The organism is Streptosporangium sp. NPDC023615 (assembly GCF_040640155.1).
Lineage (GTDB): Bacteria > Actinomycetota > Actinomycetes > Streptosporangiales > Streptosporangiaceae > Streptosporangium.
On the sequence record NZ_JBFABE010000012.1, the window covers coordinates 144,719 to 159,405 of the forward strand.

Below are 14,687 nucleotides of genomic sequence, written 5' to 3' on the forward strand. Positions count from 1 at the left end.
GGTCTCAACCCCCCGAGATGCCCAGTGCGCCCGCGATCGCCTTGGCCGTCACCTCGATGATGTTCGGCACGTAGAAGATCACTCCGATGGCGATCGCCAGGATGATGAACTGGACGAACCTGGTGATCTCACGGGTGAAGAGGAAGAAGAGGGCCACCACCGAGACGATGACCAGGAAGAGGGGGGCGAAGAAGCCGCGGAGGAAGTCGGCGAGGCCCTCGGTGTTGACGCCCGCGGGAGGAGCTGTGGGCTGAGCGAGTTCCATGGCGCTCAGCAACATGGTCTTGAGAATCACTTCTTGTCCTCCGTACTCACGATCGTGCCCGCCGGGTGATGACGGGCCCGCGGCGCGTACGCGCGGGAGCCCGGACCGGTGGATCATCGATCAAGGGGGGTCTGCTCACCGTGGACCGGCACCATTCGATCATGAGTTACCCCGCCACGGATCGATATGCGCCGCGAATGTCCTTGACGAACCACTTGTCGCCCTGCTTGACCATGGTGAGCAGGTAGGCCTGTTCGAGCTTGCCCCCCATTTGACCGGGGTCCGCGGGCTCCGGGTCGGCGGACGGCGCCGTCGTCCTGGCCGGGACGCCCCACGAGACCGTCGCCGTCACCTGGCGGGTGGTGCTCGCGGGAAGGGGCACGACGAGGTCCTTGAGCTGGAGGAAGGTGAACGCGCCGGCGAATCCCTCCAGGGTGGTGCCGGCGTCGGCGTACAGGCGCAGGGAGGCGGTGTCGCTCGCCGCGTAGGCCTTGAAGAATCCCTCCAGGGAGGCGCGCAGTTCCTGCTCGGCGGCACGGTCGCGGTCGGGGGCGGGCTTGGGCGGCAGATCGGCCGCCTTGGGCGCCGGCAGGATGCCCGGCCGTCCCGCGACGACGAACCTGCCGGCCGACCGGTCGTGGTAGATCGGCACCGACAGCAGCTGGCGGCGGTTCTCCGACTGGTAGGCGACGGTGACGACGGCGTTCTCGTCGTCGACGACCTCGATCCCGTACGGTTGCACCGCTCCAGCGCTCATGCGCCCGAGGCCGTCCCAGCCGAACTGCGCCTCGACGCCCTCGGGCAGGTAGGGGGCCAGCCTGGACTCCCGCTCCTCCAGGCGCGCGCCGTCGAAGTTCAGGTAGACCTCGGCGAACTGGGCCGCGAAGGCCGAGCCCCTGACGCTGGGGAAGCTCTCCCCCGCGGCGGGGGCCGTGCCGACGGGGGCGTTCGACCGGGTGATGCGGTCGAAGGGGACGCGCACCCCGTTCACCACGATGACGATGATCAGCGCCCAGAGCACGGCGCGGCCGGTCCACACCAGCCAGCGGCCGCCGCCGCCGGACCAGCGGTTGCGGGACGCGCCCCTGCGCCGCGCCGGAGGACGGTCGAGGTCGGGATCATCCGGAGAATCCGGGTATGCCGACAGCTCGGGGTCGCCAGCGATCCGGGGATCACGCTGGACCGTCGACCTTCGAGCCATCACGCCTCCGCTCGCGTCACTCCCGGCCGGTGCGGTGTCGTATTGCCGCTTGCCGCCGATCCCGCCTGCCAGGGTGACGCACTTACTCTAGCCGCCCCGCCGATTCTTCCAGGAAAGCCACGCCTATGCTGCAGGCATCGTGATGACTGAGCAAACCGGGTCTTGAACCCCGGCCAGGCCGCCGATGCCGCAGATGCCCGGCCGAATGTGTATTACCCCTGGCCAGGGCGCGGGTCGATTACTCAAAGGCCACCCATTGCTAACTGGACGGTTCCCGGACTGTCGCGACCTGCGCATTTAATACGAAATACGTCACCGAGTGTGACAAGTGCGGAATGTTCGCAGAGGCGCCGGCCGGGGAGCCCCGCCCCCGAGGCGGTGGGCGTGCCCGGCCGGCGCCCGGGAGACCTACACGCGTCCGGCGTGGTCGCGCGCCCCCGTCGAGCCGGCGGAGCCCGCGGAGCCCGCGGAGCCCGCGGAGCCCGGCGACCTGCGCCCCCTCAGCAGCGAGTCGGCCAGCAACCCGGCGCAGAGGCCGACGAACACGACCCGGAGGACGAAGAGCCGAAAACCGGCACGGCCGCCCCTCTCGCCCATATGAAGGGGCGGGAGAGGGGCGGCCGGGCGGTGAAGCGGTCAGAGGGTGAGGCGGTCAGACGTTGAAGCGGAACTCCACCACGTCGCCGTCGCGCATGACGTAGTCCTTGCCCTCGATCCGCGCCTTGCCGGCCTGGCGGGCGGCGGCGATGGAGCCGGCCTCGACCAGCTCGTCGTAGGAGACGATCTCGGCCTTGATGAAGCCCCGCTGGAAGTCGGTGTGGATGACCCCGGCCGCCTCGGGGGCCGTGGCGCCCCTGCGGATCGTCCAGGCGCGGGTCTCCTTGGGGCCGGCGGTCAGGTAGGTCTGCAGGCCCAGCGTCTCGAAACCGACCCGGGCGAGCTGGGTCAGGCCCGACTCCTGCTGCCCGACGGACTGCAGCAGCTCCAGCGCCTCCTCCTCGTCGAGCTCGACGAGCTCGGACTCGATCTTGGCGTCCAGGAAGACGGCCTCGGCCGGGGCGACCAGTTCCGACAGCCTGGCGCGGAGGGCGTCGTCCACCAGCTCGTCGGCGTCGAGGTTGAAGACGTACAGGAACGGCTTGGCGGTCAGCAGGTGCAGCTCGCGCAGGTCCGCGGGGTCGATTCCCGCGCCCTTGGCCCCGGCGTACAGGGTGGTGCCGCCGTCGAGGAGCTTGAAGGCCGCCTCGGCCGCGTCCAGCGCGGACTTGCGGTCCTTGTTGGTCCTGGACTCCTTCTGCAGGCGGGGGATCGCCTTCTCCAGCGTCTGCAGGTCCGCGAGGATCAGCTCGGTGTTGATCGTCTCGATGTCGCGGCCCGGGGAGACACCGCCGTCCACGTGGGTCACGTCCGGGTCGTCGAAGACCCGGATGACCTGGCAGATCGCGTCGGTGTCACGGATGTTGGCGAGGAACTGGTTGCCCCGCCCCTGCCCCTCCGAGGCGCCGCGGACGAGCCCGGCGATGTCGACGAACTCGACCTTCGCCGGCAGGATCTTCGCCGACCCGAAGATCTCGGCCAGCTTCTCAAGACGCGGGTCGGGGACGCCGACGATGCCCACGTTGGGTTCGATGGTGGCGAACGGGTAGTTCGCCGCCAGGGCGTTGGCGGTCTTCGTCAGCGCGTTGAAAAGCGTTGACTTGCCGACGTTGGGCAATCCGACGATGCCGATGCTCAGGCTCACGTGAGCCGAGTTTACGCGGAATGACCCGGTGCCGGTCGCCACGGGCCCGTCGGCCGATCGCCACGGACCCGTCACCGGGGGCGATCGGCCCGATTCCGGAGGCGTGTCGGCGCGCCAGAAGGGGCCGGGCCTGGAATCATGCCGGGGTGGACCTCATGGCGCTCTCCTTCCAGCTCGCGGTGGGTCTCGCCGCGGGACTCGCGATCGGGTTCCTGCTGGGCCGGGCGCGGGGCGCCTCCGGGGCCGACGCCACGGCCGCGCGGCTGGCCGACGCCGAGGCCCGCGCGAAGATCGCCGAGGAGAAGCTCGCCTACGTCGAGGGGCAGCTCGCCGACCGGTTCCAGGCCCTGTCGACCCGGGCGCTCGACGTCAACAACCTTCGCTTCCTGGAGCTGGCCGAGACCAGGCTGGCCGCGGGCCGGGCCGAGGCGGCCGGTGAGCTCGAACAGCGCAAGCAGGCCGTCGAGCACCTGATCGAGCCGCTCAAGGACACCCTGGCGCGCGTCGAGACCCAGTTGCGCGACACCCAGGCGGGCCAGCGGGCCGCCCACGCCGAGCTGGCCAAGCACATCGACGTCGTCCGCCAGAGCAACGAGCAGCTCCGCGCGCAGACGAGCGCGCTGGTACGGGCCCTGCAACGGCCCGAGGCCCGGGGACGGTGGGGGGAGCTCCAGCTCCGCAGGGTGGCCGAGATCGCCGGGATGCAGCGGTTCTGCGACTTCGACGAGCAGGTCAGCGTCACCACGCCGGACGGCGTCCTGCGGCCCGACATGATCGTGCGGCTGGCCGGCGGCAAGAACATCGTGGTCGACTCCAAGGTCTCGCTCGCCGCCTACCTGGAGGCCGCCGAGTCGACCGATCCCGATCACCAGTCGGCCCGGCTCGACTCCCACTCCCGGCACGTGCGCGAGCACGTGGACCGGCTCGCCTCCAAGTCCTACTGGCAGGCGTTCAGCCCGGCCCCGGAGTTCATGGTGCTGTTCATCCCCGGGGAGGCGTTCCTCGCCCCGGCCCTGGAACGCGACCCGGCCCTGCTGGAGTACGCCATGCGGCGGCGGGTCCACATCGCCACCCCCACCACGCTGATCACCATGCTCCGCACCGCGCAGTACGCCTGGCAGCAGGCCGCGCTCAGCGAGAACGCGCGGGCGATCTTCGAGGTGGGCAAGGAGCTGTACGAGCGGCTGAGCAGCATGGGCCGCAACGTCGAGGCCCTGGGCCGCTCGCTGAGCCGGGCGGTGGAGTCGTACAACAGGACGGTCGGGTCGCTGGAGACCCGGGTGCTGGTGAGCGCGCGCAAGCTCAACGATCTGGGCCTGGTCGAGGAGGAACTGGACGGGCCGCGGCCGCTGGAGGACCTGCCGCGCGCCCTGACCTCACCCGAACTGCTCGCGGAAGAGGAGCCAAGCCCGTCTCTCGTATCCCGCCTGAACGGTAGGTTGACCAACGACCTGCCCTGAAACCGTTCCCCGAGGACGCCTTTGGCCGGACACTGGAGGCGACGGGACCGATGACGCGGGGGCCGAGGTCAGGGGGGCGAGTGGTGGACGAGCGAGGCGGCGCGCAGCCGCCCGGCGGGGTGATCGCATGAGTGAGCTTGACCGGCCCGGCGGCATCCGGCTGACCGTCCGGGGCGCGCTGGTCCTCGTGCTGGTGGCGACCCTGGCGGGTGGCCTACTGCAGGCGCTGCTGGGGCCGTCCATGCTCACCGGCCTGGCGTTCGTGGGCGGCTGCGCGGTCGCGACGGTGCTGGTCAACCCAAGGGAGCTGCTCTCGCTGGTGGTCTCCCCGCCCCTGGTCTTCTTCGTGGCCACCATGTTCGTCGAGACGGTCCGGTCCCTGTTCGCGGCCTCCCCCGTCCAGGCCTTCGGGCTGGGCATGTACACCGCGCTGTCCCAGGGGGCCCCGTGGCTGTTCGGCGGGTCGCTGCTGGTGGTGGTGATCGCCTGGCGCCGCGGGCTGACGCGCTGCGTCCGCGAGCTGCGCGACGAGCTCAGGGCGGCCAAGGCCTCCGTGCCGCGCCCCAGGACCGGGGAGACCGCCTTCGCCCCGGAGCCGGAGGGGTACTTCGAGCCCAAGGTGTACGGGACGCCGCGCGACGACCGCTGAGCCGCCTCCCCGGGATCCGGCCGCGCCTCGGGGCTCGGCCGTCTCCCGGGTCCCCGCCGGTCGCGGGACCGGTCAGGCCGTGACGCGCAGGTTCTTGCGGAGCTCGTGCGGGAGCGCGAACCGCACGTTCTCCTCGACGGACTCGACCTCTTCCACGTCCTCGAACCCGTTCCTGGCGAGGCGGGCGAGAACCCCGGCGACGAGATCCTCGGGCACCGAGGCGCCGCTCGTCACGCCGACCGTGGTGACGCCGTCGAGCCAGGCGTCCTGGATGAGCGAGGCGTCGTCGACCAGGTAGGAGGCGTCGGCGCCGTGGTCGAGGGCGACCTCGACCAGCCGCTTGGAGTTGGAGGAGTTCTCCGAGCCGACGACGATCACCAGCTCGGCCTGGGCGGCGATCTCCTTGACCGCCACCTGACGGTTCTGGGTGGCGTAGCAGATGTCGTCGCTCGGCGGGTCGATGAGGTTGGGGAAGCGCTCCTTGAGCCGGGAGACCGTCTCGACCGTCTCGTCCACCGAGAGCGTGGTCTGCGAGAGCCAGACCAGCCGCTCGGGGTCCCTGACCTGCACGGTGCCGACCGACCCCAGCCCGTCGACGAGCTGGATGTGGTCGGGGGCCTCGCCCGCGGTGCCCTCGACCTCCTCGTGGCCCTCGTGGCCGATGAGGAGGATGTCGTAGTCCTGGGAGGCGAAGCGCTTGGCCTCGTTGTGCACCTTGGTCACCAGGGGGCAGGTCGCGTCGATCGTCTTCAGGCTGCGCCGGGCGGCCTCGCGGTGGACCTCCGGGGAGACGCCGTGGGCGGAGAAGACCACGATGGCGCCCTCGGGCACCTGCTCGGTCTCGTCCACGAAGATCGCGCCGCGTTCCTCCAGCGTCCTGACCACGTGGGTGTTGTGGACGATCTGCTTGCGCACGTAGATCGGCGCGCCGTACTGCTCCAGCGCCTTCTCCACGGCCTGGACCGCACGGTCGACCCCCGCACAGTAGCCACGGGGCTTCGCCACTAGCACACGCCGGTTCGCAGGGCTCTCGGAAGTCATGCTCTTATGCTACGTGGACACGCCCACGAGACAGCCCGTACTCCCCATGAGCTCCTAAACTCGTGAGCCCACGAGCCCGTAAGCCTTTAAGCCCTTGAACCCGCGAGGCCGCGACGCGAAGCGCCGCCGTCGGCAGAGCCCGCTCCCGCACCGCCCACCCTTCCCGACACAGACCTCCAGGGAGACGCCATGTCAGTCCCCGACATGATCCGCAGTTTCACACAGAAAGCGAAAGACCTGCCGCTGCACATGCTGCAGACGGCGCTGAGCGGGGTCGGCCAGGCTCTGCTCCTCGGCGACCGGGTACGGAACAAGATCAAGGGCACCTCCGACCGCGAGGAGGACCTCGACGGGTCCCGCGAGACGGCCGCCGACGTGCCGGTGGACACCGAGGACAGCGCCCCCGAGCAGGCGGAGGAGAGCGACAGGCCCGCCCGCCGCGAGCCCGTCATCTTCGCGCCGCGGCCGTCCAAGGCCACGGAAAAGGCGCCCGCCGCCGAGAGCAACGGCACCGCGACCTCCCCCGAGCCGGTCGTCCTCAGCCCGGCCGAGGCCGCACCCGCCGCACCTGCCGCGCCCTCCACGCCCGCGGCACCCGCCGAGTCCGCCAAGTCTCCCGAGTCCGCCGAGTCCGAGGCGCCGGCCGCCGGCACCCGGGACACCGGTGAGGCGCCGGCCGTCGAGACCCCCGTGGCCGACGCCGCTCCCCAGAAGCCGGTCACCGGGCCTGCCGTCGTGACCCCGGTCACCGAGCCTTCGGCCGGCGAGGCGTCGGCCGGCGAGATCTCCGTCACAGAGACCTCTCCCGCGGAGGCGACTCCCGTCCCCGAGGCGCCCGCCGCGAAGCCCAGGCCCTCCAGGACCCCCAAGGCCGCGAAGACCCCCAAGGCCGCGAAGGCCGCTCCCGCAGGGTCCGCCGCCGAGGAGACCGCCTCCGCGAGGACCAGGGGCACGAAGGCCGCCGGCACCACGGCCGAGACCGAGGGCGCGAAGGCCGCCGGGACCGAGACGGCCATCCCGGCCGGGACGCCCGCGACGAAGAAGCCCAGGGCCACCAGGGCGGCCAAGCCCGCCAAGGAGGCGACGCGGGCCGGCTCCACCCCAGCCGCCGCCGAGACCGCCGAGGCCGGGAGCGCCGAGACCGGGAGCCCGCGTACCGAGTCCGAGGCCACCACCGCGAAGCCCGCCACCCGCAGGACCGGCACGAAGGCCGCCGAGAAGGCCGCCCCGACGTCCGGCGCGGCGGCCACGCCGGCCGCCCGGACCCGTAAGGCCAAGGCTCCCGCGAACGCCCAGGCCCTCACCGAGGACACCGAGCGCGCCGGGGCCACCGGGGCCACCGGGGACGCCGGGGCCACCGGGGACGCCGAGGTCCCCGAGGTCGCCGGGGACGGCGTCCCGGCGGACGTCGTGATCGAGACGCCCCCGGCGACGAGGGTCGAGCTCGCCGAGGTCAAGGTGGCGAAGCCGGAGACCCGGGACGCCGCGCTGGTCGAGGTGACCGGCACCCGCGTCGCTCCCCCGGAGACGGCCGGGCCAATCGCCGCGCCGGTCGCCGACGTGGTGGCCGCGGCCGGTGCCGTACCGGCCGAGCCGCTGCCCGGCTACGCCGGCCTGACGGTGGCGTCGCTGCGGGCGCGCATGCGCGGCAGGACGGCCGAGCAGATCAGGGAACTGATCGCCTACGAGCGGGCCACGTCCGCCCGCGAGACCGTCGTGCGGATGTACGAGAACCGCCTGGCCAAGCTGGAGGCCGGGGAATAGTCGCGCCCGGCGCGTAGGCTCCCGCCCATGAGCTCCAAGACCACCCCTGAGCAGCCCCTCCCGGTCCGCACGGTGTTGCAGATGGTCGGAGGCTGGATCGGCAAGCTCGGCACCGTCTGGGTCGAGGGGCAGATCACCGAGCTGACCGCCCGCGGCGGCACGGTGTTCCTGACGCTGCGTGACCCGGTGGCCAACGTCTCGGCCCGGGTCACCTGCCCGCGCGGCGTCTACGAGGCCACGGTCCCCCGCCCGGTCGACGGTGCCCGGATCGTGACGCATCTCAAGCCCGACTTCTGGGTCAACAAGGGTTCCTTCGCGTTCACCGCGCTGGAGATGCGGCCGGTCGGGGTCGGCGAGCTGCTGGCGCGGCTGGAGCGCCTGCGCCGCCTGCTCGCCTCCGAGGGCCTGTTCGGGGTGGACAGGAAACGGCGGCTGCCGTTCCTGCCCGGCACGGTCGGGCTGATCTGCGGCCGTGACTCGGCCGCCGAACGCGACGTGCTGGAGAACTCGCGGCGCCGCTGGCCCGCGGTGCGGTTCACCGTGGAACCGGTGGCCGTGCAGGGGCCGTACGCGGTCGGCGAGGTCATCGAGGCGCTGCGCAGGCTGGACGCCGACACCGAGGTGGACGTCATCGTGATCGCGCGGGGCGGCGGGTCGATGGAGGACCTGCTGCCCTTCTCCGACGAGGCCCTGGTGCGGGCGGTCGCGGCGTGCCGTACGCCGGTGGTCAGCGCGATCGGGCACGAGCAGGACAACCCGCTGCTCGACCTGGTCGCCGACGTGCGCGCGTCCACGCCGACGGACGCGGCCAAGAAGGTCGTGCCGGACGTCGGCGAGCAGCTCACGCTGATCCGCCAGCTCCGCGACCGGGGCCGCAGGGTGGCCAAGGGCTGGCTGGACCGCGAGACGGCGTGGCTGTCCGCGGCCCGCTCGCGGCCCGCCCTCGCCGACCCGGTACGCGAGGTCGAGCGCAGGGCCGAGCAGGCCGAGCAGCTCAGGGACCGGGCGAGGCGCTCCCTCACCGGTTCCCTGGACCGCGCCCAGGACTCACTGGAGCACCTGCGGGCCCGCCTGGTCTCGCTCTCGCCCGCCGCCACGCTGGAGCGCGGCTACGCGATCGTCCAGCGCCCCTCGGGTGAGGTCGTGCGGCGCGCGGGCGAGATCTCCCCGGGTGACGAGCTCACGGTGCGCTTCCCCGACGACCGGGTGACGGTCAGGAGTGATTCCACCAGGTGAGCGAGGGGTAGCCGTCGTCGACGAAGCCGAGCTCCCGGTAGAGCGCCTCGGCGTCCGAGGTGGCGTGCAGGTCGACCCGGCGGACCCCGTTCCGCCGGTACCAGTCCAGCAGGGCGTTCACGACGGCCCGGCCGTGACCTCTGCGCCGGTGGCGGGGGTCGGTGGCCATGCCCTGGACGTAGCCGTAGCGCCCGTCCGGGAGGCTGGGCCCGGGCATCCGCTCGAAGATCAGGCCGATCCCGCAGGCCGCCAGTCCCCGGCCGGGGGCGTCCACCACGTAGACGGCGGTGTCGGCGCTGCCGAGCCTCTCGGCGAGGCTCTCGGCGTACGCCTTCCGCCAGTCCTCCTCGATCGGGAGGGTGCCGTCCTGGGCCATCCTGTCGGCCAGGATCTCGCGGAGCCGCACCAGCTCGGGGATGTCGGCGGGGGTCGCGTCACGAACGCTCATCCGGGAATTCTGCCAGCCGGGGGTGGTGGTGAGCCGGGCGGGGATGCCGGTGGGACGATCTAAGGTGGGTCCGTGGCCGATGAGAAGACACCGTCGTACGAGCAGGCGCGCGAGGAGCTGACCGAGGTGGTCCGCCGTCTCGAGGCGGGCGGGCTCACGCTGGAGGAGTCGATCGAGCTCTGGGAGCGCGGGGAGAGGCTGGCCTCGCTCTGCGAGGAGTGGCTCCAGGGTGCCCGGGTGAAGCTCGCCGCCGCCATGGCCCAGCGGCGCCAGCCCGACCCCGCCGCGGACGCGCCCTTCTGAACGAGCGGCCGCGCGCCGTCCCGGACAGCCGGTGGTGCTCGCCTTTCCGGGCGGGCGGTGGTGGTCGCCTTTCCGGGCGGGCGGCCGCGCCCCTGCCGGGCGGGCCGGGCCCCCTCCGAACGGCCGGACGCGCCTTTTCCGGGGTCCCGTGCCCGCCGCTAGGACGTGATCTTCGACTGCTGCCTGAGGGATCCGGCCAGGGCGGACAGCTCGTCCCAGGCGGCGGTGCCGGTGACGACGACCGTGGCGTCGGGCAGGAACCGCACCAGGGAACGCTGGTTCTTGTCCTCGCGGACGCGCCGTTCCCAGGTCGCGCCGCCGATCTGGACGGTGTCGGTGACGGTGGAGGTGTTGGAGAGCCGGTTGGCGAACTCCGCGGGGGGCTTCTCGTCGCTCTGGGCGAGCATCGCGTGGGCGCGCTTCGCGGTGGCGAAGCCGAGCCTCCAGGTCGTCCGGCCGTCGTCGTTCGTCCTGCGGGAGCTGTTCGGCACCCACCCGGCGGCGACCGGCTCGGGCGCCCAGACCTGGAAGGGCGCCGTACGCCGCAGGTCGGACAGGGTGAGCGCGTAGTCGACCTTCGGGATGTGCTCGGTCCTGCTCTGCGGTGTGATGAGCAGGAAGAGGCCGACGGCCGCCAGGCAGACCGCCATCGCGAACGCGTAGCCGTAGAAGCCCTCAGTGAACTTTCGCACGACCACCGACACTATCCGTTCCGCGGGGTGGTCCCCCCTCAGGGGCGCCGGATCTGCGCGACGATGGCCAGCACGTCCTCGGCGAGCGCCCTGGAGGCGTCCTCGTCGTCGGAGAGGGCGACCTCGGAGACGGCGGCGGCGAGCGCCCCGGTGAGGACCACGACCAGCGCGCCCTCGTCGCCCTCGAACAGGGCCGCGTTGCGCTTGGCCCACTGGCGGAGCCGGTCGCGCATGATGACCTCGAAGCCCGGCGGCCCGTCGCCGCGCAGGAAGAGGGCCGACAGCTCCCGCTCGGCCAGGCAGCCCTCCAGGTAGGCGCGGGCCCCGGCGATGAACAACCGCATCGGGTCGCCCTCGCCCCCGGCCCTGGCCTCCTGGACCGCCTGCTTGGTCCGCTGGGTCTGCCGGGTCTGGAACTCGTCGAAGAGGGTGAGGTAGAGGTCGGCCTTGCCGGAGAAGTGGTGGTAGAGGCTGCCCACGCTCGCCCCCGCCCGGGAGACCACGTCGGTGACCCCGGCCTCGGCGAAGCCGCTCGTGACGAACGTCTCCCTGGCCGCGGCCAGGAGCGCGACGCGCGTGGCGGCACCCCGCTCGGAGGTCCGCGCACCCCCGCCCTTCACCAGCCGTTCCGTGTCACTGCTCATGGTGGGCAGATTATCCTCCGCCGACCGCTCACAGGGGTGCCAACTACGATCGTTGCAACAAACCACGAGAGGGGTTTCCCACCATGTCCGATCAGACGTCCGTTCCCGCCGCCCTCGCCACGGGTGAACACGCACCTGATCGCAACCTCGCCCTGGAGCTCGTCCGGGTCACCGAGGCGGCCGCGATGGCGGCGGCCCGCTGGGTCGGGCGGGGTGACAAGAACGGTGCGGACGGCGCCGCGGTGAACGCGATGCGCCAGTTGATCAACACCGTGTCGATGAGCGGCGTGGTGGTGATCGGCGAGGGCGAGAAGGACAACGCGCCGATGCTCTACAACGGCGAGCAGGTGGGCGACGGCAGCGGCGCGGCGTGCGACGTGGCCGTCGACCCGATCGACGGCACCCGGCTGACCGCGCTCGGCATGCCGAACGGGATCTCGGTGATCGCGGTCAGCGAGCGCGGCTCGATGTACGACCCGTCGGCGGTCTTCTACATGGACAAGCTGGTCACCGGCCCCGAGGCCGCCTCGTCGGTGGACATCGACGCGCCGGTGGCCGACAACATCGCCGCGGTGGCGCGCGCCAAGGGAGGCGAGCCCTCGGACGTGACCGTGGTCATCCTGGACCGGCCCCGTCACGAGAAGATCATCCGGGAGGTCCGGGAGGCCGGCGCGCGGATCAGGCTGATCACCGACGGCGACGTGGCCGGAGCGATCATGGCGGCCAGGGTGGGCACCGGCGTCGACCTGATGCTCGGCATCGGCGGCACCCCCGAGGGCATCATCGCCGCCTGCGCGCTCAAGTGCATGGGCGGCGTCATCCAGGGCAGGCTGTGGCCGCAGGACGAGGCCGAGCGCCGCCGGGCGCTGGACGCGGGCCTCGACCTGGACGCCACGCTCGGCACCGACGACCTGGTCAGCTCCGACGACGTGTTCTTCGCGGCCACCGGGATCACCGACGGCGAGCTGATGCAGGGGGTCCGCTACCGGGCCGGACGGGCCGTCACCAACTCCCTGGTCATGCGCGGCCGGTCCGGGACGATCCGGAAGATCGAGAGCGAGCACCAGCTCTGGAAGCTGCGGGCCTACAGCGCGATCGACTTCGAGCACGCCCGCTGAGGACACCGGGACCGGCGGCGCGGAACCCCTCGCGCCGCCGGGACCTGCGCCGCCGCCACCCTTCGCACGGCCGGAACCCCACGCGCCGCCGGAACCCCACGCGCCGCCGGGACCGCCGTCACCGGGACCGCCGTCAGCGGCGGAACCAGGAGCGGCGGGGACGCTTGGGGGACTTGGCCACGATGTTCCCGAGCGTGACGACGCCGGTGATCTCGATGACCGGGCCGTCGGGCGACCCCGGGACCTGGTTCCTCTTGCCGCCCATGAACGCCGAGGCGGGCATCTCGATCCGCACCCCCTCGGGCACGATCAGGGTCAGGGTGCCGCCCATCACCGTGACCTGGAGGGTCACCCGGCTGGACTGCAGCAGCGCGTCGCACAGGTCGAGCGTGACGTTGGCGCAGATCGCGGTGGCCGAGAACCTGGTCGGCACCACCCAGCGGCCCGAGCGTTTCTCCGAGCCGAAGAACGCCGTCACCGGCCGGACGTCGGTGCGCAGCGGCTGCGCCTCGGGCGGGAGCAGGTCGGCGGTGAGGCCGGAGAGCTCCCCCAGCGTCCGGGCCCGGTAGAGCGCCTCGACGCGCTGTTCGTACTCCTCGTGGTCGAGGCGGCCGTCGGCGAGCGCGTCGCCGAGCACGGCGGCCACCCTCTCGCGGTCGGCGTCCCCGGCTCTGAGGTCGGCGGGACGCGGCTCGGGGACGTGACGGCGGACGGCGGGGGACCGGTGACTCTCCACCCCTCGACCATAGACGCCGCCGGGCTCCGGCGCCCCTCCCGGCGCGCCCCGGATCCGCGCACGGGCGGGCGGAACCGGCAGGTGACGGGCCATTGACCACCGGGTACGCCGCCCATACCCTGACGGGAACTTGAAGCCCTCTCATGTTTTCGGAGATCGTCATGCCGACCCCCCGTGACAGGCAGGCACGCGTGGCGACCTGGGCGGCGTTCTTCGTCCAGGGGCTCTGTTTCGCCACGCTGCTCACCCACGTGGTCGACCTCCAGCGCCGCTTCGGCCTCAGCGACGGCGACCTCACGCTGGTCCTGCTGCTCGTGCCGGTCATCGCCGGTGTCGGCAGCGCGGTCGCGGGCCCTCTGGCGAGCCGGTACGGCAGCGGCCCGGTGCTGCGGATCTCCCAGGCGGGCGTCTGCACGGCCGTGATCCTGTCCGGCTGGAACACCGACCTCGTCGGGCTGTACGCGCTCAGCGCGACGTTCGGCCTGTTCGTCGGCGCGGTGGACGCGGCGATGAACATGCAGGCGGTCGCGGTCGAGCGCAGGTACGGGATGAGCGTGCTGACCGGCTTCCACGCCGTGTGGAGCGTCGGCTCGATGCTGGGCGCCGGGTTCAACTCCGCCTTCAGCGCGCTCGGCGTGCCGCTGGGCTGGTCGTTCACCGTCCCGGTGGCGATCGGCGCGCTGATCTCGGTGGTCATGCTCCCCCGCCTCTACCGGCGCGACGAGGAGGGGGTCGAGACGCCGTTGGAGGCCGTGGCCTCCCGGGCGCCGTGGCGGCCGATCATCCCGCTCTGCCTGGCGATGGCGTTCCTGTACGTCGGCGACGCCGCGGTCTCCAACTACGGCACGGTCTACATGGAGAAGGCGCTGGCGGCGAGCGGGTGGCTGGTGCCGTTCGGCTACCTCGTCTACCAGGCGGCGATGCTGCTGGCCCGGGTCCCCGGCGACCTCGCCGTGCGCAGGTACGGGCCGGCGCCGGTGGTGCGCGCGGGCGCGGTGATCGCGGCGGCGGGCATGCTGGGCCTGGTGCTGGCGCCGGGCGTCGTGGTGGCGGTCGTGTCGTTCGGCCTGGTCGGCATCGGCCTGTCCGTCATCGCCCCGCAGTCGTTCTCGGCCGCGGGGCGCCTCGGCGCCGGGGCGGAGACCGCGATCGCCCGGGTCAACCTGTTCAACTACGTCGGTTTCCTGGTGGGGGCCGCCGTGATCGGCACCCTCAACGACACGGTGAACGTCCGGGTGGCGTTCGTGCCCGCCGTCGTGCTGGTGGCCCTGATCGTCTTCCTGGCCCGGGGCTTCCGGCCGGACCCCGAGCCCTCGCGCAAGACCACGCTCGCCCCCGGCCCTTCCCCGGGACCCGCGCCACGCGAGCCCGGCGCGCGGTCCTAGGGGC

At 72.4% G+C, this 14,687-nt stretch carries 16 protein-coding genes; 7 read left to right on the top strand and 9 right to left on the bottom strand.

Features of this window, described 5'->3' with window-relative positions; genetic code table 11:
• Nucleotides 1-4 precede the first annotated feature (4 nt).
• The 4 genes from AB0G16_RS12655 to ychF all read right to left on the bottom strand — a co-directional run bounded on the left by AB0G16_RS12655 (nt 5) and on the right by ychF (nt 3,207).
• Nucleotides 5-280, bottom strand: coding sequence for a hypothetical protein (locus tag AB0G16_RS12655; RefSeq protein ID WP_362803169.1), 276 nt, complete (start codon nt 278-280; stop codon nt 5-7).
• Between the two features lie 151 nt (nt 281-431).
• Nucleotides 432-1,466 (bottom strand): conjugal transfer protein, encoded by a 1,035-nt coding sequence (locus AB0G16_RS12660; protein ID WP_362803080.1) that lies wholly within the window; start codon nt 1,464-1,466, stop codon nt 432-434.
• Nucleotides 1,467-1,874: 408 nt separating this feature from the next.
• Nucleotides 1,875-2,012: a hypothetical protein gene (locus AB0G16_RS12665; RefSeq protein WP_362803084.1), complete on the bottom strand. Its 138-nt coding sequence runs from the start codon at nt 2,010-2,012 to the stop codon at nt 1,875-1,877.
• A gap of 106 nt (nt 2,013-2,118) precedes the next feature.
• Nucleotides 2,119-3,207: a redox-regulated ATPase YchF gene (ychF, locus tag AB0G16_RS12670; protein WP_362803087.1), complete on the bottom strand. Its 1,089-nt coding sequence runs from the start codon at nt 3,205-3,207 to the stop codon at nt 2,119-2,121.
• A gap of 155 nt (nt 3,208-3,362) precedes the next feature.
• Here ychF and AB0G16_RS12675 point away from each other — a divergent pair, with 155 nt between their 5' ends.
• Both AB0G16_RS12675 and AB0G16_RS12680 read left to right on the top strand, forming a co-directional pair.
• A complete protein-coding gene (locus AB0G16_RS12675; RefSeq protein WP_362803172.1) occupies nt 3,363-4,667 on the top strand; it encodes a DNA recombination protein RmuC in 1,305 nt (434 codons plus the stop codon).
• A gap of 127 nt (nt 4,668-4,794) precedes the next feature.
• Complete coding sequence (locus AB0G16_RS12680; protein ID WP_362803090.1) at nt 4,795-5,316, top strand: DUF6542 domain-containing protein; 522 nt, start codon at nt 4,795-4,797, stop codon at nt 5,314-5,316.
• A gap of 72 nt (nt 5,317-5,388) precedes the next feature.
• Here the strand turns inward: AB0G16_RS12680 and AB0G16_RS12685 are convergent, their stop codons facing one another.
• Nucleotides 5,389-6,357, bottom strand: a complete 969-nt coding sequence (locus AB0G16_RS12685) for a 4-hydroxy-3-methylbut-2-enyl diphosphate reductase (protein ID WP_362803093.1) — start codon at nt 6,355-6,357, stop codon at nt 5,389-5,391.
• A 189-nt stretch (nt 6,358-6,546) separates the two neighbouring features.
• Between AB0G16_RS12685 and AB0G16_RS12690 the strand changes: the two genes are divergently transcribed.
• Together AB0G16_RS12690 and xseA are read left to right on the top strand one after the other, a co-directional pair.
• Complete coding sequence (locus AB0G16_RS12690) at nt 6,547-8,121, top strand: hypothetical protein (protein ID WP_362803095.1); 1,575 nt, start codon at nt 6,547-6,549, stop codon at nt 8,119-8,121.
• 27 nt (nt 8,122-8,148) lie between these two features.
• Nucleotides 8,149-9,357, top strand: coding sequence for an exodeoxyribonuclease VII large subunit (gene xseA / locus AB0G16_RS12695; RefSeq protein WP_362803097.1), 1,209 nt, complete (start codon nt 8,149-8,151; stop codon nt 9,355-9,357).
• On the opposite strand, the gene AB0G16_RS12700 is transcribed toward xseA, so the two are convergent.
• Nucleotides 9,335-9,805: a GNAT family N-acetyltransferase gene (locus AB0G16_RS12700; protein WP_362803100.1), complete on the bottom strand. Its 471-nt coding sequence runs from the start codon at nt 9,803-9,805 to the stop codon at nt 9,335-9,337. The two genes, xseA and AB0G16_RS12700, sit on opposite strands and share 23 nt — an antisense overlap.
• Before the next feature lie 72 nt (nt 9,806-9,877).
• On the opposite strand from AB0G16_RS12700, the gene AB0G16_RS12705 reads away from it, so the two are divergent.
• Nucleotides 9,878-10,108 (top strand): exodeoxyribonuclease VII small subunit, encoded by a 231-nt coding sequence (locus AB0G16_RS12705; RefSeq protein ID WP_362803103.1) that lies wholly within the window; start codon nt 9,878-9,880, stop codon nt 10,106-10,108.
• 158 nt (nt 10,109-10,266) lie between these two features.
• Here AB0G16_RS12705 and AB0G16_RS12710 read toward each other — a convergent pair whose 3' ends face one another.
• Together AB0G16_RS12710 and AB0G16_RS12715 are read right to left on the bottom strand one after the other, a co-directional pair.
• Nucleotides 10,267-10,800 carry a DUF4245 domain-containing protein gene (locus AB0G16_RS12710; protein ID WP_362803106.1) on the bottom strand — a complete coding sequence of 178 codons (534 nt, stop codon included), beginning with the start codon at nt 10,798-10,800 and terminating at the stop codon, nt 10,267-10,269.
• 38 nt (nt 10,801-10,838) lie between these two features.
• Entirely contained in the window at nt 10,839-11,444 is a 606-nt protein-coding gene (locus AB0G16_RS12715) for a TetR/AcrR family transcriptional regulator (protein WP_362803109.1), read from the bottom strand.
• An 83-nt stretch (nt 11,445-11,527) separates the two neighbouring features.
• On the opposite strand from AB0G16_RS12715, the gene glpX reads away from it, so the two are divergent.
• Nucleotides 11,528-12,562 (top strand): class II fructose-bisphosphatase, encoded by a 1,035-nt coding sequence (glpX, locus tag AB0G16_RS12720; protein WP_362803112.1) that lies wholly within the window; start codon nt 11,528-11,530, stop codon nt 12,560-12,562.
• Between the two features lie 133 nt (nt 12,563-12,695).
• Here the strand turns inward: glpX and AB0G16_RS12725 are convergent, their stop codons facing one another.
• Nucleotides 12,696-13,298 (bottom strand): DUF1707 domain-containing protein, encoded by a 603-nt coding sequence (locus AB0G16_RS12725; RefSeq protein WP_362803116.1) that lies wholly within the window; start codon nt 13,296-13,298, stop codon nt 12,696-12,698.
• A 161-nt stretch (nt 13,299-13,459) separates the two neighbouring features.
• Between AB0G16_RS12725 and AB0G16_RS12730 the strand changes: the two genes are divergently transcribed.
• Nucleotides 13,460-14,683 (top strand): MFS transporter, encoded by a 1,224-nt coding sequence (locus AB0G16_RS12730; RefSeq protein WP_362803120.1) that lies wholly within the window; start codon nt 13,460-13,462, stop codon nt 14,681-14,683.
• The last annotated feature ends 4 nt before the right edge of the window (nt 14,684-14,687 follow it).

Bases quoted from the DNA above. Each gene is read 5' to 3' on its own strand.
- AB0G16_RS12700 (WP_362803100.1), bottom strand. From the start codon at position 9,805: ATGAGCGTTCGTGACGCGACCCCCGCCGACATCCCCGAGCTGGTGCGG.
- AB0G16_RS12660 (WP_362803080.1), bottom strand. From the start codon at position 1,466: ATGGCTCGAAGGTCGACGGTCCAGCGTGATCCCCGGATCGCTGGCGAC.
- AB0G16_RS12715 (WP_362803109.1), bottom strand. From the start codon at position 11,444: ATGAGCAGTGACACGGAACGGCTGGTGAAGGGCGGGGGTGCGCGGACC.
- AB0G16_RS12690 (WP_362803095.1), top strand. From the start codon at position 6,547: ATGTCAGTCCCCGACATGATCCGCAGTTTCACACAGAAAGCGAAAGAC.
- AB0G16_RS12730 (WP_362803120.1), top strand. From the start codon at position 13,460: ATGCCGACCCCCCGTGACAGGCAGGCACGCGTGGCGACCTGGGCGGCG.
- AB0G16_RS12685 (WP_362803093.1), bottom strand. From the start codon at position 6,357: ATGACTTCCGAGAGCCCTGCGAACCGGCGTGTGCTAGTGGCGAAGCCC.
- AB0G16_RS12655 (WP_362803169.1), bottom strand. From the start codon at position 280: ATGTTGCTGAGCGCCATGGAACTCGCTCAGCCCACAGCTCCTCCCGCG.
- AB0G16_RS12675 (WP_362803172.1), top strand. From the start codon at position 3,363: ATGGCGCTCTCCTTCCAGCTCGCGGTGGGTCTCGCCGCGGGACTCGCG.
- glpX (WP_362803112.1), top strand. From the start codon at position 11,528: ATGTCCGATCAGACGTCCGTTCCCGCCGCCCTCGCCACGGGTGAACAC.
- xseA (WP_362803097.1), top strand. From the start codon at position 8,149: ATGAGCTCCAAGACCACCCCTGAGCAGCCCCTCCCGGTCCGCACGGTG.
- AB0G16_RS12680 (WP_362803090.1), top strand. From the start codon at position 4,795: ATGAGTGAGCTTGACCGGCCCGGCGGCATCCGGCTGACCGTCCGGGGC.